The 22716-nt window shown below is 46.1% G+C and carries 22 protein-coding genes and 1 pseudogene; 13 read left to right on the top strand and 10 right to left on the bottom strand.

The features are described 5' to 3' along the window. Positions 1-88: 88 nt before the first annotated feature. Positions 89-1723 (bottom strand): DUF3352 domain-containing protein, encoded by a 1635-nt coding sequence (locus tag QT984_RS17465; protein WP_333057071.1) that lies wholly within the window; start codon positions 1721-1723, stop codon positions 89-91. Between the two features lie 148 nt (positions 1724-1871). On the opposite strand from QT984_RS17465, the gene thyD reads away from it, so the two are divergent. From thyD to QT984_RS17480, 3 genes are all read left to right on the top strand, one after another. Next, entirely contained in the window at positions 1872-2798 is a 927-nt protein-coding gene (gene thyD, locus QT984_RS17470; protein WP_333057070.1) for a thylakoid membrane protein ThyD, read from the top strand. A gap of 310 nt (positions 2799-3108) precedes the next feature. Beyond that, entirely contained in the window at positions 3109-3555 is a 447-nt protein-coding gene (locus tag QT984_RS17475; RefSeq protein ID WP_333057068.1) for a transposase, read from the top strand. Between the two features lie 739 nt (positions 3556-4294). After that, positions 4295-5077, top strand: a complete 783-nt coding sequence (locus tag QT984_RS17480; protein ID WP_333208019.1) for a hypothetical protein — start codon at positions 4295-4297, stop codon at positions 5075-5077. A 538-nt stretch (positions 5078-5615) separates the two neighbouring features. On the opposite strand, the gene QT984_RS17485 is transcribed toward QT984_RS17480, so the two are convergent. Further along, the gene (locus QT984_RS17485) at positions 5616-6560 is read right to left on the bottom strand and encodes a glutathione S-transferase C-terminal domain-containing protein (protein ID WP_333057075.1); all 945 of its coding nucleotides are present in this window, start codon (positions 6558-6560) and stop codon (positions 5616-5618) included. A gap of 433 nt (positions 6561-6993) precedes the next feature. Continuing rightward, positions 6994-7893, bottom strand: a complete 900-nt coding sequence (locus tag QT984_RS17490; RefSeq protein ID WP_333057066.1) for a hypothetical protein — start codon at positions 7891-7893, stop codon at positions 6994-6996. A gap of 283 nt (positions 7894-8176) precedes the next feature. Here QT984_RS17490 and QT984_RS17495 point away from each other — a divergent pair, with 283 nt between their 5' ends. Then, positions 8177-9112, top strand: coding sequence for a class I SAM-dependent methyltransferase (locus QT984_RS17495; RefSeq protein ID WP_333057065.1), 936 nt, complete (start codon positions 8177-8179; stop codon positions 9110-9112). A 404-nt stretch (positions 9113-9516) separates the two neighbouring features. Next, positions 9517-9840, top strand: coding sequence for a hypothetical protein (locus QT984_RS17500; RefSeq protein ID WP_333057064.1), 324 nt, complete (start codon positions 9517-9519; stop codon positions 9838-9840). 125 nt (positions 9841-9965) lie between these two features. Here the strand turns inward: QT984_RS17500 and QT984_RS17505 are convergent, their stop codons facing one another. Next, on the bottom strand, positions 9966-11318 hold the full coding sequence (locus QT984_RS17505) for a cytochrome P450 (RefSeq protein WP_333057063.1): 1353 nt from the start codon (positions 11316-11318) through the stop codon (positions 9966-9968). 36 nt (positions 11319-11354) lie between these two features. Between QT984_RS17505 and QT984_RS17510 the strand changes: the two genes are divergently transcribed. From QT984_RS17510 to QT984_RS17520, 3 genes are all read left to right on the top strand, one after another. After that, positions 11355-11486 carry a hypothetical protein gene (locus tag QT984_RS17510; protein WP_333153426.1) on the top strand — a complete coding sequence of 44 codons (132 nt, stop codon included), beginning with the start codon at positions 11355-11357 and terminating at the stop codon, positions 11484-11486. A gap of 300 nt (positions 11487-11786) precedes the next feature. Then, the gene (locus QT984_RS17515) at positions 11787-12011 is read left to right on the top strand and encodes a DUF433 domain-containing protein (protein ID WP_190662860.1); all 225 of its coding nucleotides are present in this window, start codon (positions 11787-11789) and stop codon (positions 12009-12011) included. Continuing rightward, the gene (locus QT984_RS17520; RefSeq protein WP_333041785.1) at positions 11995-12321 is read left to right on the top strand and encodes a hypothetical protein; all 327 of its coding nucleotides are present in this window, start codon (positions 11995-11997) and stop codon (positions 12319-12321) included. Before QT984_RS17515 ends, QT984_RS17520 begins: the two co-directional genes overlap by 17 nt. Positions 12322-12375: 54 nt before the next feature. Here QT984_RS17520 and QT984_RS17525 read toward each other — a convergent pair whose 3' ends face one another. The 3 genes from QT984_RS17525 to psb28 all read right to left on the bottom strand — a co-directional run bounded on the left by QT984_RS17525 (position 12376) and on the right by psb28 (position 14620). After that, entirely contained in the window at positions 12376-13308 is a 933-nt protein-coding gene (locus QT984_RS17525; RefSeq protein ID WP_333057062.1) for a methylated-DNA--[protein]-cysteine S-methyltransferase, read from the bottom strand. Between the two features lie 284 nt (positions 13309-13592). Next, the gene (locus QT984_RS17530) at positions 13593-14099 is read right to left on the bottom strand and encodes a MogA/MoaB family molybdenum cofactor biosynthesis protein (protein ID WP_333057061.1); all 507 of its coding nucleotides are present in this window, start codon (positions 14097-14099) and stop codon (positions 13593-13595) included. A 185-nt stretch (positions 14100-14284) separates the two neighbouring features. Then, positions 14285-14620, bottom strand: coding sequence for a photosystem II reaction center protein Psb28 (psb28, locus tag QT984_RS17535; RefSeq protein WP_333057059.1), 336 nt, complete (start codon positions 14618-14620; stop codon positions 14285-14287). 589 nt (positions 14621-15209) lie between these two features. Between psb28 and QT984_RS17540 the strand changes: the two genes are divergently transcribed. The 4 genes from QT984_RS17540 (at position 15210) to QT984_RS17555 (ending at position 17868) form a co-directional block, all read left to right on the top strand. Continuing rightward, the gene (locus tag QT984_RS17540; protein WP_333057058.1) at positions 15210-15662 is read left to right on the top strand and encodes a MarR family transcriptional regulator; all 453 of its coding nucleotides are present in this window, start codon (positions 15210-15212) and stop codon (positions 15660-15662) included. 14 nt (positions 15663-15676) lie between these two features. After that, positions 15677-15922, top strand: coding sequence for an NAD(P)-binding domain-containing protein (locus QT984_RS17545; protein ID WP_333057057.1), 246 nt, complete (start codon positions 15677-15679; stop codon positions 15920-15922). Between the two features lie 179 nt (positions 15923-16101). Beyond that, complete coding sequence (locus tag QT984_RS17550; protein ID WP_333057056.1) at positions 16102-17262, top strand: transposase; 1161 nt, start codon at positions 16102-16104, stop codon at positions 17260-17262. 36 nt (positions 17263-17298) lie between these two features. After that, a complete protein-coding gene (locus QT984_RS17555) occupies positions 17299-17868 on the top strand; it encodes a hypothetical protein (protein ID WP_333057055.1) in 570 nt (189 codons plus the stop codon). A 141-nt stretch (positions 17869-18009) separates the two neighbouring features. On the opposite strand, the gene QT984_RS17560 is transcribed toward QT984_RS17555, so the two are convergent. Continuing rightward, complete coding sequence (locus tag QT984_RS17560) at positions 18010-19326, bottom strand: transposase (RefSeq protein WP_333057054.1); 1317 nt, start codon at positions 19324-19326, stop codon at positions 18010-18012. 221 nt (positions 19327-19547) lie between these two features. Between QT984_RS17560 and QT984_RS17565 the strand changes: the two are divergent. Beyond that, positions 19548-19806 (top strand): annotated as a pseudogene (locus tag QT984_RS17565) (transposase); the annotation flags it as partial. Positions 19807-19925: 119 nt separating this feature from the next. Here the strand turns inward: QT984_RS17565 and QT984_RS17570 are convergent. Together QT984_RS17570 and QT984_RS17575 are read right to left on the bottom strand one after the other, a co-directional pair. Beyond that, entirely contained in the window at positions 19926-21389 is a 1464-nt protein-coding gene (locus tag QT984_RS17570; protein WP_333374541.1) for a DUF1565 domain-containing protein, read from the bottom strand. A gap of 453 nt (positions 21390-21842) precedes the next feature. After that, positions 21843-22439 (bottom strand): Uma2 family endonuclease, encoded by a 597-nt coding sequence (locus QT984_RS17575; protein ID WP_333057052.1) that lies wholly within the window; start codon positions 22437-22439, stop codon positions 21843-21845. Between the last annotated feature and the right edge of the window lie 277 nt (positions 22440-22716).

Here is a 22716-nt window from a genome sequence, read left to right on the forward strand (position 1 = left end):
TGTCTACACAGTCTCTTATGCTTATTTTGTTAACTTTGTCAAGTTCATATTATACCAAATTAGATGAGCTTACCCTGTTACAAATTGCCTAATTGTTGTTAGATTTCAAGGCAAAAAGCATCTCCAACTCAGCAGTTGTCGGTTGCGTAGAAGCTGTGGCTACGCTAACTCCTCGGAGAGAATTCAGCAATTCAGCGGCGGGCGGGGAAACTAAATTTGGCTGTACTGCAAGCAAATATTGGTTAGCCCAAGACAGGGTTTTTTCCATATCTATGTAAAAGTAACCTTGGTTGGCTTGCGGTAAAGAAGTGGCGATCGCCTGAAAACTCGGACTGCTGCTTAACGGCTGGGGCGGCGTCGAAGTAATCACATCAACTAAAGGGCCACCGAAAGCTACAAACACAGAATTTTCATTCAGCCAACCGTGCCCGAATAAAGTGCCTTGCTGGGGTATTTTCCATTCCGTAACTTCCTTTCCTTGAACTTGTCTGGGGGCGACACTGACTGTAGGATTGCTTTTGGCGATCGCATCGAGTTTTTTCAGAGTTGCTTCTGCAGCAGGGCGATCGCTGGTTTCAAAAATCATCGCCGCCCCCATGCCCAACTGAGACAAAATCCCTTGATCCGAACCGATCGCCCCGATCGCAAATTCCCCATTCATCCAACCAAAAACCTCTCGATCCGCATCCAAATCCAACCGCTTAAAACTATCCCTCACCTGCTGAACTCCCCTGTCAACTTCCGGGCTATCTTGTGCCTCAGCGGTTGCTTGCGACCAAATTTGATCGATTCCCTTGCCGCCGACTAAAGCAAGAGTTTCACCAGGAAATCTGGGCAACAATTTTGATGTAAATTGTGGAGTTTGCTGCACGAATTTAGGGTCTAACTGAGCAATAGTTTTTACCCTCAATCCCGCACTATCCGCACCAATTCCCGCAACCAAAGACTTAACCTGTTTGAACTGCGAAAACACTGTCCAAGGCAACTGGATATCAGCGGGCAAATTAGCTTTCAATTGCTCAATTGCCGCAGGATAGTCAGCAATATAAACAGTTGCGATCGGATTCTTGACACCAGCACTCTCTGCAAAAAACTTAGTTGTGCTCTGCTGCGTAGCGAGGGAGGGTTCTCCTTTAAAAGTATCGATCGCCAATTCCACAGGCTGTCTCAAAGGAGCCATCACTAATTGGTCGTTCAGCAAAGCCACACTGTAGCGCTTGCCAGTTGGCTCTGCAATCTCAAAAATTTTAACTCCTTTATACTCGGTTTCTTGAGTAGTTGCACCGGGCTGAGATTTTAATTTATTCGCAAAATTCCAAGCGCTAATTTTATTTTTGACGCTGACTACTACCAGCAGTTTTGGAGGCTCTGTATTCGTGACAGCATCAGGGGGTAGCAAAGCGACCATCACCCCCCCCAGCCAAGGCTTTAAGTCCCTGTCAAAGTCGATTTGAGTGCCTGCCAAGCTTTGTTCTTGAAAGGCCTTCAAACCCTGACCGATCAACTTTTGAGCCCCTGGCGTGCCAAATCGCTGCAATTGTGACAGCGCTTGGGGATTGGGGGAGATAAACGCGGCCATCATTGCTTCGTCGGGTACAACTTTGGCGCTGTCTTGAGGGTTGGATACTTGTTGGCTCAAACCCTGGAAGTAAAAGTAGACCGCAGCGCTACCTGCTGCGGCGATGGAGGCAGCAATTAGAAGCTTTGATTTTTTTGCAGGCATGGTTTGTTTTCCTCGCGTCCCATATCAGTTTAATCAAAATACACTTGGCTTGTGGGGAGGCGATCGAGGCTGCTTTTTATTTTTGTATGATTTAACACAAGTTTGGACGATCGTCTAAACTACTAAAAATGTGCATTGCGGGTAAAAGATGAAAGTAGCGATCGCGGGAGCAACGGGATTTGTAGGTAGCCGGCTGGTGGAGAAGCTGCAAGCTGCGGGACATCAAGTGGTGGTTTTGAGCAGGGATGGGGCGAAGGCTAGCCGAGTTTTTCCGGCTTCAGCTTATCCGAATTTGGAAGTTGTCGCCTACACTCCTGCGGAGTCTGGTGATTGGCAAAAGTCGATCGCGGGCTGCGACGCTGTTGTCAATTTAGCTGGGGTTCCGATTGCGGAGGAAAGGTGGACGGAGGCGCGCCAGCAAGCAATTCTGGACAGTCGCAAACTGACTACGGCAAAATTGGTCGAGGCGATCGTCAATGCTAATCCTAGACCATCTGTGTTTGTTAGCGCATCGGCGATCGGCTATTACGGAACCAGCGAAACCGCTGAGTTTGACGAAACTAGCCCTGCGGGAAACGATTTTTTAGCAGCAGTTTGCAAAGACTGGGAAGCAGCCGCCCAACCTGCAAAAAATGCGGGAACGCGGTTAGCAATTTTGCGGCTGGGGATAGTTTTGGGAATGGGAGGCGCATTGGCAAAAATGCTGCCACCTTTTAAACTATTTGCAGGCGGGCCGCTGGGCACTGGGAAACAGTGGTTTTCTTGGGTGCATCGCGAGGATGTGGTTGATTTAATTTTGTACGCTTTGCAAAATTCGCAAGTTGAAGGCGTTTTGAATGCAACAGCACCGAATCCGGTGCGGATGAATGAATTGTGCCAAACTTTAGGGGAAGTTTTAAAGCGGCCTTCTTGGTTGCCGGTGCCAGGTTTTGCTTTAGAAATGCTTTTGGGAGACGGGGCAAAAGTTGTTTTGGAAGGGCAGAAAGTGTTGCCGAAACAAACTTTAGCTAGTGGTTTTCAATATCAATATCCGACGCTGAAATTAGCACTCGAAGAGATTTTATCGGGAAGTTAGAAGTCGCATCCTCGTTGTCCAAGAAACCGGGTTTCTGCGATAATTTTGGCATCTTCACGCCCGATTTGGTGAAGAAACCCGGTTTCTGAGGCCCTGCCAACCATCCAAGAAACCGGGTTTCTGCGATACTTTTGGCATCCTACCGAAGATTTGGGTAAGAAACCCGGTTTCTGACTCCCCGACGCGCGCCCCTCAGCCTCAGCCAAGAAACCGGGTTTCTGCGACAATTTTGGCATCCTACCGAAGATTTGGGTAAGAAACCCGGTTTCTGAACCCTCCCCTTCCGCTAGCCACTCACCTATCCTCTGATATGCCACGTCGCCAAATTATCTTCCAAGCGGGTAATTACTACCATGTTTATAACCGAGGTAATAACCGTCAGCTTATCTTTTTTGAGCGAGAAAACTATATTTATTTTTTACGTCAATTAAGAAACCATCTGATTATTCATGGTGTCGATATTATTGCTTATTGTTTGATGCCGAACCACTATCATTTATTAGTTTACCTGCAAACGGATGATTTTTCCAAGCTGATGCAGTCATTTACTCTGTCTTATGCTAAGGCTATCAATAAACGCTATCAAAGGGTGGGTTCACTATTTCAGGGACGGTTTCAGGCGATTCATGTGGATGGAGAAGACTATTTATTACACTTAACTCGATATATTTACTTAAACCCAGTCTGTGCTAATATAGTTGAAAAAGCAGAGGATTGGGAGTTTTCCAGCTATCAGGAATATATTGATTTGCGTTAGGGAAGTTTACCTAAAATAGATGGAGTGCGATCGCAATTTTTTTCAGCCGATGCTTATCGTGACTTAACATTTGAAGAATTGAAGGCTTTAAGAAACCGGGTTTCTGGGAGAATTTTGACATCCTCACGCCCGATTTGGGTAAGAAACCCGGTTTCTGAATCCCCACGCGTGTTCCCAGAAACTCCAAGAAACCGGGTTTCTGGGATAATTTTGGCATCCTACCCAAGATTTGGGTTTCAAACCCGGTTTCTCAACCCCCCACGCGATCGCGCCTAACCCTGAGCCAAGAAACCGGGTTTCTGTGATAATTTAGGCATCCTACCCAAGATTTGGGTTTCAAACCCGGTTTCTGAGCCCCACGCGCGACTATATCTAGTTGTTATAATAAATAAACCTGAGCATTTTTTCTTCTAATAGAATAGCTTGTATTAATTGCCAGATGAAGATTAAGCGCGATCCCCCCCCCGGAGAGTGACAGAAGAGGGATATAGGGTTTAATCTTCAATATTGCGATCGCAATATAAACGCATTCTTAATATTCTGTTTATTCCTTGCTATTGAAACTGTTTCAGAGTAATCTAGTAACCATAAGTCAGTTATAATATTTTCATAAGTTGGATTCACGAAAAATTTCTGCAAGTTTAACTCACATCTCTTGCGCTCAAATCATATGGACACATCTGAAAAGTTTTGTTTTTGTACTCTAGCTGTAGGTGATAGGTATCGTGCTCATGTAAAGATGCTAGCTCAAGATATCCAGACCCATATGCCTTCCACAACTTTATGTATCCTAAGCGATCAACCAGAGCAGTTTAAAAATTTCCCTCATGTTCTGGTGTTCAAGCACCACCTCCAGAGTGTGAAAGGGTATCATGACAAACGTTTCGTTCTTGAAAAAGCTCTCTCACTATTTGAGAGTTGTATGTTTTTAGACTCTGATGTTAGATTGCTAGGCCCTCTAGTAGAAGAAATGAATTGGTCTCCTGGAATTACAGCAAGAGCAGGTACTGATTTGGTCAAACACATACAAAACATTAAAAATCCGAAAGAAATTGAAGTTATAAAAGCAGCAGGGCAAAAACTAAATATCGATCTTCAACAAGTGAAGTGGCTTCACGAGTTTATGTTTGTCATGAAGAGACAGAATGGATTAGAAGGAGAATTTTTTGAACTTTGGCAGACAATTTCTTACTTTTTTGAAATGCAAGAAATCTATCATGGTGAGGGTTATGCTATGGGGCTAGCTGCGGCTCGAATTGGGATGACATTTGATTTTTTCCGCGAAGACAAATTTCCATTCTTTAAGGATAATATTGAACGAGTAAGAATCCAAAATGGACAAGCAATTATTCAGGAGAAACAAATTTACTTCGACATCCATAAACAGATTGAATATCCCAAACGTTCTCTTTGGAAGAAAATCAACAACAAACTAAGTAAACAGGTTGTGTTTTATTATCGATTATTTAGACTGAGAGTTTTTATTAAAAAAGATCCTAATTATTATAAAATCTTTGGATGAGTATACAAAAAATAATGGCTCTTCATTACTTGGTATGCCAAATTGTATAGAAATGTAGTCAAAACCTTTGCTCCGCAAAGGTTTTGACTATTTATTTAGATGAATTGGGCTAGAATGAGCGATATTTCGTTTAATCCTTATTTAATATTGTTTCCGGTTGCATCGGAATGATTTAACCACAGAGAACGCAGAGAACACAGAGGGAGATAAGAGAGATGAATAATTCCGATGCTACCGGATTTGATATAACAAGGTTTACAGCTTGATTTTGGGTTGTTTAGCATACTACGTACTGAAGAACCAAATATTTCAACCTGAAAGCAGATGATGCAGTAATTTGCAGTATAGAAAATGGAAAAATAGTCATAGAGCCTGTAAATCAGAAAGTTTCCAAATATACCCTAGATGAATTATTAGCAGGCGAAATAGAACCGGGCGAAGAAATCTCTTGGGGAAAACCAGAAGGAGAAGAATTTTGCTAAAATATATCCCCGAACGAGGTCATTTTATTCGCTTCAATTTCGATAATCACAGAGATTTATGGAGAAACCCGGTTTCTGAACCCTGCCCGATCGTGAGCTTTGAGCAAACTCGCCGGATCGGGCCCAGCCGGGATAATGCAGCCGGGATTCAGCGGGAACAAATTGCCGTAATAATCGCGCTTGACAGCCTCCAAATCGCAAGTGCCGGCAACTCCCGGTAACTGGTACAAATCGCGCAGATAAGCTCCCAAATGCTCGTAATCTTGAATGCGGCGCAGATTGCATTTGAATAAGCTGTAGTAAACGGCATCAAAACGGAATAGAGTAGTAAAAAGCCGCACGTCTGCTAAAGTCACCCGATCGCCACACAAGTAACGACTCCTCAAGAGCGAGCGATCGATCTCGTCTAAAACAGCAAACAATTCACTGCAAGCCGAGTCATAAGCAGCTTGAGATTGCGCGAAACCGCAGCGATAAACGCCGTTATTCACCGATTGGTAAATCTTCTCATTCCACTCGTCAATTTGTTCTCGCAAATCCAGAGGATAAAGATCCATTTGAGGATTGCTAGCAAACTCGTTAAACTCCGAGTTTAGCATCACAATAATTTCCGAACTCTCATTATTGACGATCGCCTTTTTCGAGTCATCCCACAGCACCGGCACCGTACACCGCCCCTGATAGCCCGGTAAAGCCAACTGGTAAAGTTCCGGCATCGTGTTGCAGCCAAAAGTCTCCGACTCCATCACCCACATTCCCCCTTCCGAGGGATAGACAATAGATACGGATATCGCATCTTCAAGCCCTTTGAGCGCCCTCGTCACCAGAGTGCGGTGCGCCCAAGGGCACCCTTTACCCACGAAGAGGCGATACCGTCCCGTGGCGGGCCCGTGAGGGTTGTCTGGTGCAGTGCTGACAAAGTTCCGGAAACTGCTGCTGGGGCGAATGTATGCTCCCGTGCGATCGGGCGGCGCTAGTTTTGACATCATTAATTGCCACATTGATGTCCAGACAAATTTACCTAGCTTGACTGTTACGGATGAAGGAAGCGATTTGTTTTTCACAATGCGATTAAAAGAGGTTTGCTAAACATAATCTGCTTATTTTAACTCACAGCCGAAGGAAGAAGGAAGAAGGAAGAAGGAAGAAGGCAAACTAAGCAATGGTTTCAGCAATTAATAATGCACTCCCGCCTTCCGGGCGGGCTAGGAGCAACGGCCCACAATAAATTTAATTTTTGTAGAACAGGCTTTTCGGCCTGTTCTTTAAAATGATGAGCGACGAGGTTTGTTCCCTTTATATCTTGGATCATTTGCAATAATGCCCTTCAGGGCGGGCTAGAAGCCCAACCCCTACTCCCCACAATAAAATTTAATTTTTGTGGAACAGGCCGGAAAGCCTGTTAAGCGAGAATGATGAGCGACGAGTTTTATACTATCTATCCGAGGCTATTTCGCCATAAGCTCGATCGATCAATCGGCGAGCAACCGTCTGAATTCCGGTATGTTCGTAATAATTGGTACTCATGTCTAAAAACGCCGCCACATAATCCAATTTGTCATCGGTAACATCAATGTATTGCTTGAGATGGCCTAAAACTATGGCGGGAGTTAAGCCGCGAGACTGTACTAAATTGTTCATCCAACCTTGCGCTGAGGCGAAAGTTGTTGTCACGAATCCAAATTTTGCTGCATTATTAGCGCCGGGAATTAGGTTGCTGATATTTTGGAATGTTGAGTTTTGCTGCAAGGTTGAAGGATTCAATCCGCCTAGGGTATTTTGTGCTACTCTAAGGAAGTCCGGGCCAAGGGGAATTAAACCGTCAGCACAAACTAAAGCAGCCATCCGCATCAGAGATTCGTCTTTGTAATGGGATAAATAATTACCAAAGCTTCCCACATTGTTAAGGGAAATATTGTTAAGTTTGCAGTAGGCAATTAGCTCGATCGCCACTTTGACGCACAAGTCGATCGTTTGAGTTGTGTCAGCTTTGGGAGTGAGGCGGTTGAGAAAGGAAAGAAAGCCGATGTTTTCGCCGATTTTATTCGCCATAGCCGTTGCACCTAACGCACTGTCGGCGCTGTCTGCTAACTGGTAAAGCCTGACTACGCCTTGATATGGCTCGTTGGGGTTAGCGTAAAGCTCGATCGCGCGATCGCGAATTTTCTCAACTAATTTGCGCTTTGTTTCCCCTGTCAGCGCTTGAATAGTATTATCAAAACCCGTGAGATTGTTCCACTCCCCCGGAACCACAAAATCGAGAGATTTTAACATCATCACAGTGACGCCACCCGACGGCAAATTGTCAACCAATTCAACAATAGACTTGCTCATCAAAAACTCCTGAATAGCCCGATTTAAAGTGTTCTTCCAAATACTCCAACTTCAGCAAATCCGATTCCCGATTCCCGGTAAATTCCCCAGCACTAACTAGGCAAGCACAAATAAATATTATACCACCCGATCCACTTTTGCCCTACTCCGATCTTTTCTCTCTTCTCGCTCCTCTGCGTTCTCTGCGCCCTCTGCGGTTCATTAAAAAAAGTCTTTATATTGACCAACTCAAAATCGCCCAAACGTGTTAAAATAGAGGGCGCAAAATAGAAAAACCTAAAAAATGACTGTTGCAGTTAACAAAACTCCCGGATTAGCCTCGCGTTTAGTAAATGGCGTACTCTCCATCAAGCCTTTAGCTAATCTAGCCAAGCACCAAGCGCGGGAAATGATGATAACAAGAGCCGAAAAAATTGGAGTGCATTGGCGACAAGAAGCCCAAGCACTTTTAGCTCGAAATTGGGATGCAGAATTGCTCAGCGTTCAAAATCCCGATCTGGTTTACCCGAAATATTATCTAACTTCATTCCACGCTTACGAACAAGGTAATATGAGTTGGGAAGCTGCTACAGAAGTAGAAGTTGCCGCCCGTACAGTTCACGCCACAATTTGGCCGGAAGCGGGTGCAGAAGGCGATGCAAAACTCCGCGCCAGCTATCACGAAGTCATCAAATCTCAAATTGCTTCTTCGCCGCGAGATATTGTTGATTTGGGATGCAGTGTGGGAATGAGTACCTTTGCTCTTGGGGAGGTTTACCCGGAAGCGAAGATGACTGGAGTAGAGTTATCGCCTTATTTCTTAGCAGTGGCTAAATACCGTTCCCAACAGCGAGAATCCCAATCTTTCAATCAAAAATCTCCGACTTGGGTTCATGCTGCTGCTGAATCTACAGGTTTGCCTGCGGCAGCTTTTGATTTAGTTTCTATTTGTTTAGTTTGTCACGAATTGCCGCAGAAAGCTACTAGAGAAATATTCCGGGAAGCGAGGCGTTTGCTGCGTGTTGGCGGACATTTGACAATTATGGATATGAATCCTCAGTCGGAAGTTTATGCCAAAATGCCTCCTTATATTTTAACTTTGCTCAAAAGTACGGAGCCTTATTTGGATCAGTATTTTGGGTTGGATATTGAGCAAGCTTTGGTTGATTCTGGTTTTGCTGCGCCGACGATTACTTGTAATACAGTCCGACACCGAACTATTGTTGCTGAGGCAAGATAGCGGTTTTCAGTAGAGTGAAGTACAGATATAGCAATCCTTGCAGGAGTCGTAAATTTTTGACCCCACCCCAACCCTCCCCTTATCAAGGGGAGGGAGTAAGAAATTCACAAATGATTGAGGATGGCTAGATCGGGTAGGACACGGCACTGCCGTGTCTAAAGTTGTATTTATTTAATTCGATTGAAAACTGCTATAAATGGTAAAGTTGCAGAGATATTATTCGATCCTTGGGGCGGTGCGTGAGTGTAAATAGTCTAATCTGTGGATTTAAAAATTTCTGCGATCGCGCCCCCTACTGATAAATAATTCCGATGCTACCGGATTTGATATTAGACAGCCGTAGAAGCTATTCACAGCGCCATTTGTTAGACATTTTGAGAGAACCCTAAAAGAAGGACATCATCATGAACTCGACAGCACCCTCTCAAAACATCATCGATTGTTTGCAGGTTATCTTGGATGCCACTGCATCGAAAAATTACGAGCTTTTTACCACAGTGGGGGATGCAGGCTACAAAGCGAGCATTACACAACAAATGTTTGACGATGTTAGCGAGCAGCTTGCTTCCCGCCTGCAAAAGGGATACTCAATTAATTATTTTGGTGAGATAAAACAAGGTAATTTTCCGATTTATTTGTGGAAGCTGAGTTTTGAAGATGGTGGAGATGAATTTGTGGCACACATGACTATGAATGAAGACAAAGTTGCGGGGATTTTCATCGAATGACATACAGCATATTCCATGTATATGTAGTACACACAATCTTGAGATCGCCCGTGTAAGGTGCGTCGCCATCAACAATCTGCAAGTTTTATCCAATATCTCGCAGCGACGCACCCTACAGATTAACACTACAGCCGATCGCCCACAACCGTTAATCGGAATCGATCGGGCGGCACAAAGGTGATTCCCCGGCGCGCCGGACGAATTGGCCGATCGAGATTCGATACAAACTCACGGGAAGACAGCACCGTGGCTAAAACCAGCTTCATTTCAAACATCGATAACGCCATCCCGATGCAGCTTCGACTCCCGCCTCCAAACGGTAAAAATTCAGAGGCGGAAAACTTGCGATCTAAAAAGCGATCGGGGTTGAACCGGGCGGGATTTTCGTAGGTTTCAGGGCGACGGTGGGCCAAATAGACACAGGGGATTAAAATCGTTCCCGGTTGATATGTATAGCCTTCGAGTTCGATCGTCCGTTTCACCTTGCGCGGCTGCGAAATTAAGGCAATTGGATAAACCCGCAGCGCTTCCTTGCAGACTGCTGTTAAGTAGGGCGACTGCGAAAGCGCAATCGGATCGGGATTCTCGCCTAATTCATCCAATTCCTGCCGCAACCTAGCAAGGCATTCGGGAAACTGATGCAGCCAGTAAAACGCCCAAGTCAAGGCCGATCCAGTCGTTTCATGTCCCAATAACAACAGCGTCATCAACTGATCGCGCAATTCTCGATCGCCGAGGGATTCGCCGGTGTCGTCGCGGGCCATCATCAACACCGACAGAATATCCGTGCGAGACGAATCGAGAGATTGCGATCGCCTCTCGGCAATTTCCGCATAAATCAGCGAGTCAATCTGGGCCATCTGCTGCAAAAACTGCCCCCACGGGCTCCAAGATCCCAAATTTTGCTGCAAGGGTTCAAAGAAAAATTGTAGGGAGTACAGCTCAGAGGTAATCGCCTCTAAAAGCCTGCTGAGCAAGTGTTTCAGGCGTTCGTAGCGCTCTCCCGGCACTAATCCAAACACGACTTGCAAGATTACTTGCAGGGAAATTTCTGACATTTCTTCGCGGACTGCGATCACATCTGGGGCTTTCCAGTCGATCGTCTGCTTTTTCGTCAAATCAACAATCAAATGCCCTTGACTCTGCAACTGTTCCCGATGCAGCGCGGGCATTAATAGCTGTCGCTGTCGCAGATGTCGCGGCCCTTCATTCATAATTAGGGATTCATTTCCCACCAGGGGGCGAAATACGTTGGTCACTTTGCCAAACTCAAAGGCATCGGCTAAGGTCGTAAACACCGCCTGAATCGCTTCTGGAGAGCCCAGAAACACTACGGGGGGCGAAGCGGGCCCCAACACGCGGGCGGTAAATGTATCGCCGTATTTGGCCGAGTTGCGATCGAAAAATGCGATCGGGTCAGCTACCAGCGAAAGCGTTTGGAACAAAGCAGGAGAACGAGATCCGGTAGGCAGCGTCATTGAAAAACTGGCGATACACAATATTTCTAGTGTATTTTGACATACTCCGAAGTCCTCGATCGACCTTGCAGCCTGAAATTTATCTGCGATCGATTGCCAAGGCCAGTAGCAAAAATAGTAATGCTATCGGGATCGATCGCAGATTGTACGGCTAGCTTCCCAACCTAAACTGCTAAAAGTTGTAGTCTTAGATGAAATGGATGCTAGCGATCGTGTGTTTGGCATTATGCTCACGAAAATCAAATGACCGAAAGCATCCAGGATACCCGCCACGTGATTCATTCCGAAAGTAGACTCAGGACCGGTGAAATAAAAAACCTGTATCCGATGAAACTTGCCGAACGTATTTATCTCGCGCAAGTCAATGCTTCAATTCTTTAATCTAAAATCTAAAATCTAAAATCTAAAATCGATTGACTTTGGGATACAATTGTTGTAAAAGCTGGTAGCCAGTTGGCTGAATTTGTTATGACATTAACATCCCGTGTTGTTCATAGCGACCCCGATATTCTGGGGGGAACCCCTGTTTTTGTTGGGACTCGTGTACCAATGAGAACCCTACTTGACTATCTTGAGGCTGGTGATTCATTAGAGGTTTTTCTAGACCATTTCCCTAGTGTCAGTCGGGAACAGACAATTGCAGCTCTTGAATTAGCAAAGGAAATGCTGACAGCCTATGCGAATCCTGCTTGATGAATGTGCCCCACGACCTTTAAAGCGTGAACTTGCTGATTACGAGATACGCACAGTTGTTGAGATGGGATGGTCAGGAAAAAAGAACGGTGAATTACTGCTGCTTATGAGTCAAGAGGGCTTCACAATTCTGCTTACCACAGATCAAAATTTGCGTTATCAGCAAAACTTGCAGCAAGCTGGAGTAGCAGTCGTTGTTCTTGTAGCATCCAGCAACAGACTTCCTGATTTACTTCCTCTGCTACCAGATGCTCGTAACGTTTTGAATACTATTACTCCGGGGGAAGTGATTGAAGTCGGAGGTTCTTAAAAGTTCTCTAGGCGACGCAGCAAAACAACGCCCATGCACCCGATCGCACAGAGGTTATTTGTTGGGAACGGAGGTAGTCTGCAGCGGGTGATTGACACCGTTAGATCGCTCTATTCCTGCGAGGGTGGTTCCGCAGATTGTACGGCTAGCTTCCCAACCTAACATGACTGTTTTACGCTCTACTCCCCAGCCATAGCCACCGAGTTCTCCAGATTCTCGAATGACTCGGTGACATGGAATTAGATAGCCGATCGGATTTTTACCGATCGCATTTCCTACAGCCCTAGCAGCAGTTGGGCGAGCTACCATTTGAGCTATACTCTGATAAGTTGCGATCGCACCAAATGGCAATGTCAAAAGTGCTCGCCAAACTTGAATCTGAAAGTTAGTGCCTTTTACCAAGAGCGTTAATGGTTTTTGCTCGCTGAGAGTTTCTGAATTGAAAATCAGGTCACACAATGATTGAGTGGCTTGCTCATCACGAATAATTTCAGCGTTTTTCCATGCCAATCGCAGTCTTTGTGCGGCGGCTTGTTCGTCTGTTGTATCCAAAAAATAAAGATTACAAATACCACGGGTAGTTGTCGCAATTAGAGAGGTGCCAAACGGGGTATCATGAATACCATAGCGAATTTGTAAACCTGCTCCGCCTGCTTTGAACTCCCCTGGTGACATTGCTTCTAAGTTCACAAATAAATCGTGCAATCGTCCGGGACTCGATAGTCTCACGTCCAATGTTAGGTCGAGAAGGCTTTTAGTCTGAGTGATTTTTGACTTGGCATATTCAACTGTCAGATATTGCAAAAACCGCTTGGGGCTAATGCCGGCCCATTGAGTAAATAGCCGTTGAAAATGATATTCACTAAGTCCTATGTGTTGGGCCACAGTTGCCAGATTGGGCTGGTTTAGGTGGTGTTGTCGCATAAAGGCGATCGCCCGAGCAATCCGGTGATAATCTTCGCTAGCATAGACACTCGCATTCTGCATCGAAATCATCTAGTCTAAGTCAAGGGAATAGTGATGTTTCCTCACTTTAGCCATAGAGTAGGCTCAAAGCCACCCGTTTCTTGCGGTGAATGCAGCCACTCGATTTTAGATTTTAGATTTTAGATTTTAGATTGAAGAGATTGAAGAGATTGAAGAGATTGAAGAAAGCGACCTCATATCGTTTCCGGTTGGATGGGAATGATCAAGTCAAGGTCGCGCAATTCCACATTCCCCCACGGATCACTCCCCACTCCCCATCATAAGGAGTGTTACCGGAATTGATATCACCCTCCGCGCAACTGCGTCACCAAGTGAACTAATTCCGGTAAAATTAGCTTTTCCACAGCTAGTTTCACGCCATTGCTAGAGCCAGGAAGAGAAAAGACTAACTTGCCTTGATACACGCCTGCAACAGCGCGAGAGGCGATCGCCCTCGAACCAATTTCTTGATAGCTCAAAAACCGAAATATCTCCCCAAATCCGGGTAAAATCCTGTCGAGCAAACTCTCCATCACATCATAAGTCGTATCTCGGGGAGCGATGCCCGTGCCGCCGTTAAAAATGATTGCATCTACATCTTCACGCTGGGAAAAAGCCTGCATTTGCAATACAATTTTGGCTGCATCATCTTTAACAACAGTGTAAGCTACCACAGAGTGACCCGCATCTTTTAGCAGCTTCTTAGTTAACAAGCCGCTAGTGTCTGTTTCAGCAGAGCGCGTGTCGCTAACAGTAATGATAGCGCAGTTTACGGTTATTTTAGATAAGTCGGGGTGAGGAATTTGCGTCATATAACAGATATTGAAGGAAAAAGGAAGAAGCAAGAAGGAAGAGGAAATCAGGAAAAGGGAAGAGGGAAGAAGTCATTAGTTAGTTGTGATTTGTTCGTTGTTAGTTATTCATTATCAAATAACTAATAACCAATAACCAATGCCCCATACCCCATGCCCCATACCCATGCCCTATTCCCCATCAATTATGCCTTGCTAAATCCTAAGCCGTTTGATTCCGAGTAGCGTTCCATAAAACGCATAAATCGATCCCATTCTTCGGGACTTCTCATTAGATAAAGAGCTTCCAAACCAGCAGGCTGACCGTTGATGAACTTAGCCTTAACCTCGCGAGTGAGGAGTTCGCCTTCTTCGTCGATCATGTACATTCCAGTAATGTCTTCGGTACTGGTGCTGCTGAGAGCTTTGGGATTTTCAAAGATAAACGTGGCAGTGCCTTGAGCTCCCGTTTTAGAACGGGTTAGGCGCACTTCGGGCACAGCATCTTCGTCTATACCCCGAGAAAATTGAATTTTAGCCATAATTTGACAGTCGAACCTTAAGGATTGCTTACTTAATTTCTTAATGTTTAATCATAAAACGATTCGGGTACTCGCAAATCAAGACTTGAGAGAGTGGGAGTGGGTGAGAGTGGGTGAGAGTGGATGAGAGTGAGGGAATCGGAGACAAGGGCGAGGGGTGATGGGTTGGTTCTTCTGAGATATTGCACCATTCTCAATAATCCTTTCAGGGCGGGCTCTCCGGCCCACCCCACAAGATATTCTAACCAGAGTTCGGGTTAAGCAGAAGGGAGAAAAAAAGCATCGATATTGAGAGAAGGCTTCTTAGGATGAAGGGAATAAAGCGCACTTTCGCCGGGCTGGGTCGCAACCTGCCTCTGATCAAAGATTATGAGGCCCTGCCGCCTAGCCCAGAAGCCTTCGTATATGTGTCCACGATCCGCCTCATGCTCAAGCGGCTCACCAAGCCAAAGCTGGCGAAACGCCAATTTCACGGCCTATGAAACACGCACTTATAGGGATCGCCACAGAAAACCCAGAAAAAAAGTGAATTATAGGTATTGAACTATTATGTAGTGCGCTATATAATAGTTGTTGACTGGATTTTTAAATGGATAACAACTCGAACATCAACGAACGGCGACAGGTGGGGAGGCAGCTTTCGTTTGCCCTCTATAGTGCGTCGAACCGCGTCATTCGGCTTCATCGGCCCTTTCTTGAGCCTTTGGGCCTGACCTATCCTCAGTTTCTGGTCATGCTGGCTCTCTACGAGGGCACCCCGCGCACTGTTGGAGAAGTAGGGCAAGAACTCGGTATGGATAACGGAACCTTGACGCCGCTCTTAAAGCGCCTTGAGAGCGCGGGGTTGGTGACGCGCACCCGTGACCAACAGGACGAACGCCGCGTTCTTATCGAGCTGACAGAAGCGGGCGAGGCACTCCGCGAGGCAGCGTGCTCGATCCCTGAAAAGATCGAGACGGCCTGCCGTCTCTCCGATGAAGACCTTGCTGAGCTTCGCGATACCTTGAACGGGCTGGCAATACCCCGCCAAACAACACAGTAAAAGGATGATTTATCATGGATAACACGAAGAAAATGAACATCGGGATCTTGGGTACTGGCCATATCGGGAAGACTTTGGCACGCAAATTGGCTGAGGCCGGACACGACGTGAAGGTGGCCAACTCTCGCGGCCCTGAGACGATCGAGGCCGATGTGCTGGCTTTCGGCGCACGCGCGGTCTCGACGGCCCAAGCGGTGGAGGACGTTGACCAAAGAAATGGGTACAAGCCCCGTCCTTCTAGGACGGCTTTTCTTCTTTGAGTTTATCGATCCAGTCTTCAATCATTTGCGTTATCGTCTTTTCCCGTTGTACAGCAATTCGTTTCAGCTTTTCAGCACGGTTCTTGGAAACTCGAATATTTAACCGACCTTCTTTCATGGCAGACACACATCGTATGTCTTTTTATGTTATCATAAATCAAGGTAAATAGCTTTGCAGTATGAAGTCCAGATACCAGTATCGTTTCTATCCAACCGACCAACAACGACAGAGTTTAGCTCAGTTGTTTGGATGTGTTCGTGTTGTGTGGAATGATGCTCTGGCTATCTGCAAACAGGCTGAAAAGTTACCAAAGAATGGTGAGCTACAAAAGCTCGTTATCACCCAAGCCAAGAAAACTGAGGAGAGAAAATGGCTATCTGATGTATCGAATATCCCGTTGCAACAGTCTGTAGCAGACTTGGGAGTTGCTTATCAAAACTTTTTCGACTCCCTTAAAGGAAAGAGAAAAGGCAGGAATGTCGGTACGCCGCGATTCAAAAAGAAAACGAATCGGCAATCAGCGCGATTTAGAAAGGGTGGTTTTTCAATTAAGGGAGAGGAGGTTTACCTTGCTAAAATTGGGAACGTCAAACCCATTTGGACAAGAGACTTACCCTCTGAACCCAGTTCTGTTACCGTCATTAAAGACTGTGCAGGTCGTTACTTCCTTAGTTTTGTTGTGGAGGTTGTGCCTTCCACCTTGAAAGCGAATCATCCATCTATTGGGATTGACCTGGGAATCAAAACCTTTGCCGTCTTGAGTACAGGAGAAAAGGTTGCAAGCCCTAATTATTCCAGATTGGATAAGCGGATTCGCCGTAAACAACGCAAGTTGGCACGTCAATCCAAAGACTCAAAACGGAGAGAGAAAACACGCCTACAAATTGCCAAGCTGCATAACCAAATCTCTGACACTCGCAAGGATTTCTTGCACAAACTATCAACCCGTGTAACAAACGAAAACCAAGTTATTGCACTGGAAGATTTAAATGTGTCGGGAATGGTTAAAAACCGCAAACTTGCCAGAGCGATTAGTTTACAGGGATGGCGGGAATTTAGAACATTCTGTGAAGCAAAATCCCAAAAACTAGGGCGCGAATTTGTCGTCATCAGTCGATGGGAGCCTACCAGCCAAACCTGTTCCTGTTGTGGATTTCGCTGGGGAAAAGTTGATTTATCTATCCGCTCAATACTCTGCATGAGTTGCGGGACTGAACAGGATAGAGACGGGAATGCTGCAAAGAATATAGAAATGGTCGGCATGGGGCATCGGCACGACCTTAAATGTACGTCGAGAGATGGTAAGACTACTTCGGTAGCACAACTCAGTGAAGCGTAAAGAATCCCCACGCCTTTAGGCTGGGGAGTATGTCAAGTGGTGATCCTCTCGATCCCTCTCAACCGCATTCCCACAATCGCGCCGCTAATCGCCAACCTACCAGCCGAGACAGTCGTCATCGACACGTCCAATTACTATCCCCACCGCGACGACAAGATCGATGCTATCGAGGCCGGGCAGGTTGAGAGCCTTTGGGTGGCCGAACAGCTAGGCCGGCCAATTGCCAAGGCGTGGAACGCGATAGGATCTGGCTCCTTCGCCACTAAGGGCAAGCCTGCTGGAAGTCCTGACCGTATCGCCCTCCCTGTGGCTGCTGACCGCGAGAAGGATCGCTCCGTGGCGATGGCGCTCGTCGAAGACACCGGGCTTGATGCTTTCGACGCCGGAACGCTCGCCGATTCGTGGCGTCAGCAACCAGGCACGCCCTGCTATTGCACGGATCTCACGCGCGAACAGATGGCGGCAGCGCTGGCATCTGCCGACGCATCACGATCGCCAAAGCGCCGGGACTTAGCAGTTGCAGTGATGCAAGAGCGGCTTGGTGACGCCACGACAAATCCGGATGCCGATTTCGGGGTTCGTCTGAGCCGTGCGATTTATATGTAACGTGAGTTCGGGATAAGAAAGGGACAAGCAAGTAAGCTAAAAGTCATCACACCAAAGCTTTACAGGCTCGTCCCATGATTAGTTTAGAAGAACTATTTTGCGCTGTCGATGATTTCTGCCAAGTTTGTCAACTACCCAGCATCAAGCGGAGTACCGCCGGAGACGTGGGCTTGCATCTGAACTCCACCGCAATTCCGAGAATCTTTGCAGAATCTCAGCTTTAGTTTCACCGCCCGACACATTAGGGGATGCTGACAAGCTCCCCGTACTCGCCCAGTCTTGCCGGACGAGTAACGTTCTCATGGCAATATTTCGCGCACCCACCAAATCAGCATGAAGCTCGTGCCCGCAACATTCACAGCGAAACAATAGCCCTTTTTTAGGTCTATTTGCTACCGAGGTGTGTCCACATTTTGGACAGCTTTGCGAGGTATAATTAGCTGGGACTTTAGTAGCTAAAGAGCCGTTCAAATTAGCTTTGTAGTCAATATAGCCGTGTAATTCGGCAAACGACCATTTAGCTTTATTTCGATTAGCTCTTCGCTGTTTTCTGCTAGCCTTTTTGCCCGACTTGGACTTGGTTGTCTCCCGTATTCCGGTGAGGTTTTCTAGTCCAATTAGGGTGTTACGTTTGGCAATATCCTTACTGATCTGGTGGTTTACATCAGCGATAAACCGTCTTTCTCTTCCCGACAAAGCAATTAGCCTGCGCTTTGCCGAACGAGTGCCTTTACGCTGAAGAGTTATCCGTGCTTTGTGATAGCGGTTGGCTTTATGTCTAGCTTCTGAACCTGAGTAAAATTTAGACTTGTTTTGTAAGTCTGTTTCTACGGCTAAGTAGCGCATTCCCACGTCAACGCCAGAAATTCTGGTTATTTTCAGTGGGTCGACTTCAGGGGTTTCTACCTCAATACTTACCATCAAATAGTAAACTTTAGAGGAACGCTGATAGACAATTTTAGCTGCTCCAACCTTGGAACCATTGGCAATCAAATCTAGATGTTTGTTGTAGCCCTCATACGAGACTACTATTCTACCAGCTAGGGTGATAATACTCACCCTTTGCTCGGATTTAAACGAGTAATCGCGTTGATAATTTAAGGTACAGGTTCGAGAGATATATTTAGGAGGTTGGTCTAGTCCTTTGTACCGTTTCTTGGTGTACCCTTTAGCAATACCATCGTTAGATTGTTTTACTTTAGTCCAGAGAGTTTTGTAAGTTGCCGAAACTTGTCTTGGTACATTACAAGCCATCTGAGCACCGAGTCCAAATCGAACTCGCAATTCATTGTAGACAGCCTTTTGCAACTTAGCGCCATTGCTGGTTTTGTTCGCATCAAAAGCAACTCGCGAAGTATGATTCAAGGCATCGCGATAAGCCAAGGTAGTCTGAGACACCAGAGCTTTTTGCTCGGCATTCAGGTTTAGCTTTAACTTGGCGGTGATTATTTGAGGCATTACTTTCACGAACTCTGAGAAAATTCTATCTCGTGAAGACACCAAAAGCAAGTGGTGTAGTAAAAATCATCTGTTCGCTCATCGACCGCCCCTCACCTTCCGACACATAAAGTCATCGGTTTGGTTCGGGGCGGCTCTCTTCGCTCACGCCAATTCCTCCCGACGCTCACCTGGGTACAGGTAGAGCGCGGGACTCCTTTGGGTTTAGTTGAACCCAGATTGGGATTCAACTGATTACACAGCCAAAGTGCAATATGAAAAATAAGCTGATGCCACTGATGGATAAGCTACTAACGCGCAAACGCTCCATCATTGAGACGATTATCGACCAACTAAAAAACTTCTCTCAGATTGAGCATTCTCACCCGTCGCAGTCCGGTCAATTTCTTAGTCAACTTGGTCTGTGGATTGATTGCCTATTGCCTTCATCCTAAAAAGCCTTCTCTCAATATCGATGCCTTTTTTCTCCCTTCTGCTTAACCCGAACTCAGGTTAATCTACTCTTTGTGGAACAGGTCGGAAAGCCTGTTCAGCGAGAATGGTGCAAGATGTGAGTTCTTTGTAGCCCAAGTTATCCTCTCCCTTGTCTCCCAATTCCCTTAGACGATGTAGGGAGAGTTTATAGGATCGGCCCGCTTTGTGGCTACCAGAGTTTGGTAGATGAGGGCGGATATCTCGCCACGGGTGATGTCGTGGGCGGGGGAAAGCTTTTCGCGCGCGGGATAGTTGACCACGATTTTACGCTCTGTGGCGGTTGCTATCTCGTCGGTGGCAAAACTGGGAATCTGAGCTCGATCGACATAAACGCTCAAAGAATTGGGGTTGCCGCCGCCCAACTGCAAGCCGTTTACCAAAGATACGATCGCCTGAACTCTAGTCAAATTCTGCTCCGGGCGAAACGTGTTGTCTGGATATCCAGCCAAAAAGCCAGCTCGATTAGCTTGGTCGATCGCTCCCTTGGCCCAAAAATCCGCCCCCACATCCTTAAAAACCGTCGCCTCACGGCGCGGCACCAATTCAAACGCCTTCGCCAACATCGCCGCATACTGAGCTCTAGTTACAATCTCGTAAGGTTGAAAAGTGCCGTTGGGAAACCCGCTAACAATATTCATCTTTGCCAAGCGATCGATAAAATCCTTAGCCCAATGCGTGCTGATGTCGCTAAATTTTAGCCCTCCAGGAGTCGGAGTTGGCGTCACATTTCCCAAATCAAATAAACCTTTCACCCGCGAAGAATTGAGCTGATTTCCCACCGCATAAATCTTAACCCCAGTCGCATTTTGCAAGTCGAATTCGCCGTTATTCTGAAAGATATTGCCGCCCAAATCTTTAGCATTCCCCATATCTGGCAGGGACTTTTCCTCCGCAGTCAAACCGTATTCCGTATTTTTTTCAATGCGATTATTGCGTAAAATCGGCTGAGATTCTCCTGCTAAAACTATACCGGAGCGATTTTCCAAAATTTGGTTATCAGCAATCAAAGGAGCCGACTGAGCTTCCAGAGAAATGCCGAAATCCGTCTTTTGAAAAATATTGCGCCGTATTACTCCCTTAGCAGTTCCCGCCATAATCACCCCAGCCGCAGAGTTTGCCATAAATATGTTGTCGAGAATCGCAGGATTAGCGCTACCCGTGGCAAAAACGCCTCCGCGCTTACAAAGTGTGAAAGTGCAGTTAGCCACAGTCGGAGAAGTTGACTCAATCCAGACTCCCGTGCCGCGACTATCGAGATTCGTAACAGTTACTCCCCGCAATTGGGAATTACTTGCTAGCAGTATGGTGATATTTTGGCCCGCAGCGGTGGGACTGACAAATTTGCCGCTGCCTTGAATTAGAATGCCTCTACCTTTGTTAGTTTCATTGCCAATAACTTTTACTCCCGATGGAATTTCCAAGGGGAATTTTTCACCACTAGCAGCGCTGTAAGTTCCCGGTGATAACTGAATCGTAGTTCCCGATGCAGCGCGACTGACGATCGCGCGGGCTATAGTTTTGAATGGAGCCGATTGAGTGCCGGCCGCGGAATCGCTGCCTGTTAGCGGGTTGACGTAAAGTGTTGTCATGTTTTTGTTGAATAGATAATTGGCGATCGAGCTTTTGTGCAATTTTCATTGTCTGTGAACTTGACCCCGAATCTATATTCAGCTTTGATTGCGGGGGTTATTTAATTGCACGATATCTGCAATATTACCAATTAGGAGTTGCAACCACAGAGGGATTCCCCCTACAAAAGACTGTATTTCTCGTTCCCAGCAACAGCAGAACCAGACTTATTTAAGAAGTGCCGGATATAGGGATGCTATTTTTTCCAGATGTTGCCAAAACCACTAAAATTTCGATCGCCTCCACCGGAAAATCGAAGGTTTTGCTGTCATATTATGTCCGGTAGATTCCCTCCGCTTCGCTTCGCCCAAAATCAGGTAGGGGCGGGTAAACCTGCCAATATCTGCCAATAATTGACAATCTCAAAAACCCGCCCCGGCTGGGATATTATGGTCAATCGATCGGACATGATATCATGTACGATCCATCGAGATTCCCTGCCCAAAAACCTTAACCGCTTCAGCCAAATCAGTTTCACCCATTAAAATGCAGCGTCTTAGCAAATCGATATCCAGCGTTTCCAATCCTGACAGTTGACTCTGAATTACTTGCTCGTAGCCATCTTCCCGGAGATGATAAAGCCGCAGCGTGCCATCTTCCCAAAACCAGATTTCAGGCACGCCCAAAGCTCGATATTTTGGCAACTTGCTCAGTCCACCGCTAGTATAAACCACCTCGATCGACAAATCGGGAATCAACTTAGGTTCTCCCAAACAAAACGATTTGTCTGCTTGAGTTGAAGCTTCTGGCGTCTTCTCCTGCGTCATTGAACCAGAAGGGTAAAACTTAATACCTTGTTGCAGCAGAAAAGTAGTCACCAAGTAACCAATGATTTCAGAAAAATTTTCGTGTTGGAATCCCGGCATTAGAATCTCGATCGCCCCTGCAAAAAAAGACAACTTTATGCCAGGGGAATCTTCCGAAACCTTCTGGATTAACTTGAATTGCTCCCAAGTGCCGTTGAGCACCACTCGCCCATCAAGAATTTCGCGATCGAGAACTTGTGTCATTGACCCGCACCATTATCTCCTATTGGCATTATAACTGAGATGTTGGCACCATTCTCAATTATTTGTTTAGGAACAGGCCGGAAAGCCTGTTCCTAAAATTCACTCTTTGTGGAACAGGCCGGAAAGCCTGTTCTTGAGAATGGTGCAATATGTGAGTTATAACGCATTGGGCGATCGCTCCTACAGAATATCCATGCAGCAATTGTAGCTTCAAAATCCGAACAGTTATCTCTAGTTCCCAGGCTCTTCCTAAGAACACATATCCCAAGGCTCTGCC

This window comes from Microcoleus sp. Z1_B2, assembly GCF_036700325.1.
In the GTDB taxonomy this organism is placed as follows: domain Bacteria; phylum Cyanobacteriota; class Cyanobacteriia; order Cyanobacteriales; family Microcoleaceae; genus Microcoleus.

Excerpts from the sequence above, each read along its gene's own strand:
- QT984_RS17465 (WP_333057071.1), bottom strand. The coding sequence starts at position 1,723 with ATGCCTGCAAAAAAATCAAAGCTTCTAATTGCTGCCTCCATCGCCGCA.
- thyD (WP_333057070.1), top strand. The coding sequence starts at position 1,872 with ATGAAAGTAGCGATCGCGGGAGCAACGGGATTTGTAGGTAGCCGGCTG.
- QT984_RS17475 (WP_333057068.1), top strand. The coding sequence starts at position 3,109 with ATGCCACGTCGCCAAATTATCTTCCAAGCGGGTAATTACTACCATGTT.
- QT984_RS17480 (WP_333208019.1), top strand. The coding sequence starts at position 4,295 with ATGCTAGCTCAAGATATCCAGACCCATATGCCTTCCACAACTTTATGT.
- QT984_RS17485 (WP_333057075.1), bottom strand. The coding sequence starts at position 6,560 with ATGTGGCAATTAATGATGTCAAAACTAGCGCCGCCCGATCGCACGGGA.
- QT984_RS17490 (WP_333057066.1), bottom strand. The coding sequence starts at position 7,893 with ATGAGCAAGTCTATTGTTGAATTGGTTGACAATTTGCCGTCGGGTGGC.
- QT984_RS17495 (WP_333057065.1), top strand. The coding sequence starts at position 8,177 with ATGACTGTTGCAGTTAACAAAACTCCCGGATTAGCCTCGCGTTTAGTA.
- QT984_RS17500 (WP_333057064.1), top strand. The coding sequence starts at position 9,517 with ATGAACTCGACAGCACCCTCTCAAAACATCATCGATTGTTTGCAGGTT.
- QT984_RS17505 (WP_333057063.1), bottom strand. The coding sequence starts at position 11,318 with ATGACGCTGCCTACCGGATCTCGTTCTCCTGCTTTGTTCCAAACGCTT.
- QT984_RS17515 (WP_190662860.1), top strand. The coding sequence starts at position 11,787 with ATGACATTAACATCCCGTGTTGTTCATAGCGACCCCGATATTCTGGGG.
- QT984_RS17520 (WP_333041785.1), top strand. The coding sequence starts at position 11,995 with ATGCGAATCCTGCTTGATGAATGTGCCCCACGACCTTTAAAGCGTGAA.
- QT984_RS17525 (WP_333057062.1), bottom strand. The coding sequence starts at position 13,308 with ATGCAGAATGCGAGTGTCTATGCTAGCGAAGATTATCACCGGATTGCT.
- QT984_RS17530 (WP_333057061.1), bottom strand. The coding sequence starts at position 14,099 with ATGACGCAAATTCCTCACCCCGACTTATCTAAAATAACCGTAAACTGC.
- psb28 (WP_333057059.1), bottom strand. The coding sequence starts at position 14,620 with ATGGCTAAAATTCAATTTTCTCGGGGTATAGACGAAGATGCTGTGCCC.
- QT984_RS17540 (WP_333057058.1), top strand. The coding sequence starts at position 15,210 with ATGGATAACAACTCGAACATCAACGAACGGCGACAGGTGGGGAGGCAG.
- QT984_RS17545 (WP_333057057.1), top strand. The coding sequence starts at position 15,677 with ATGGATAACACGAAGAAAATGAACATCGGGATCTTGGGTACTGGCCAT.
- QT984_RS17550 (WP_333057056.1), top strand. The coding sequence starts at position 16,102 with ATGAAGTCCAGATACCAGTATCGTTTCTATCCAACCGACCAACAACGA.
- QT984_RS17560 (WP_333057054.1), bottom strand. The coding sequence starts at position 19,326 with ATGCCTCAAATAATCACCGCCAAGTTAAAGCTAAACCTGAATGCCGAG.
- QT984_RS17570 (WP_333374541.1), bottom strand. The coding sequence starts at position 21,389 with ATGACAACACTTTACGTCAACCCGCTAACAGGCAGCGATTCCGCGGCC.
- QT984_RS17575 (WP_333057052.1), bottom strand. The coding sequence starts at position 22,439 with ATGACACAAGTTCTCGATCGCGAAATTCTTGATGGGCGAGTGGTGCTC.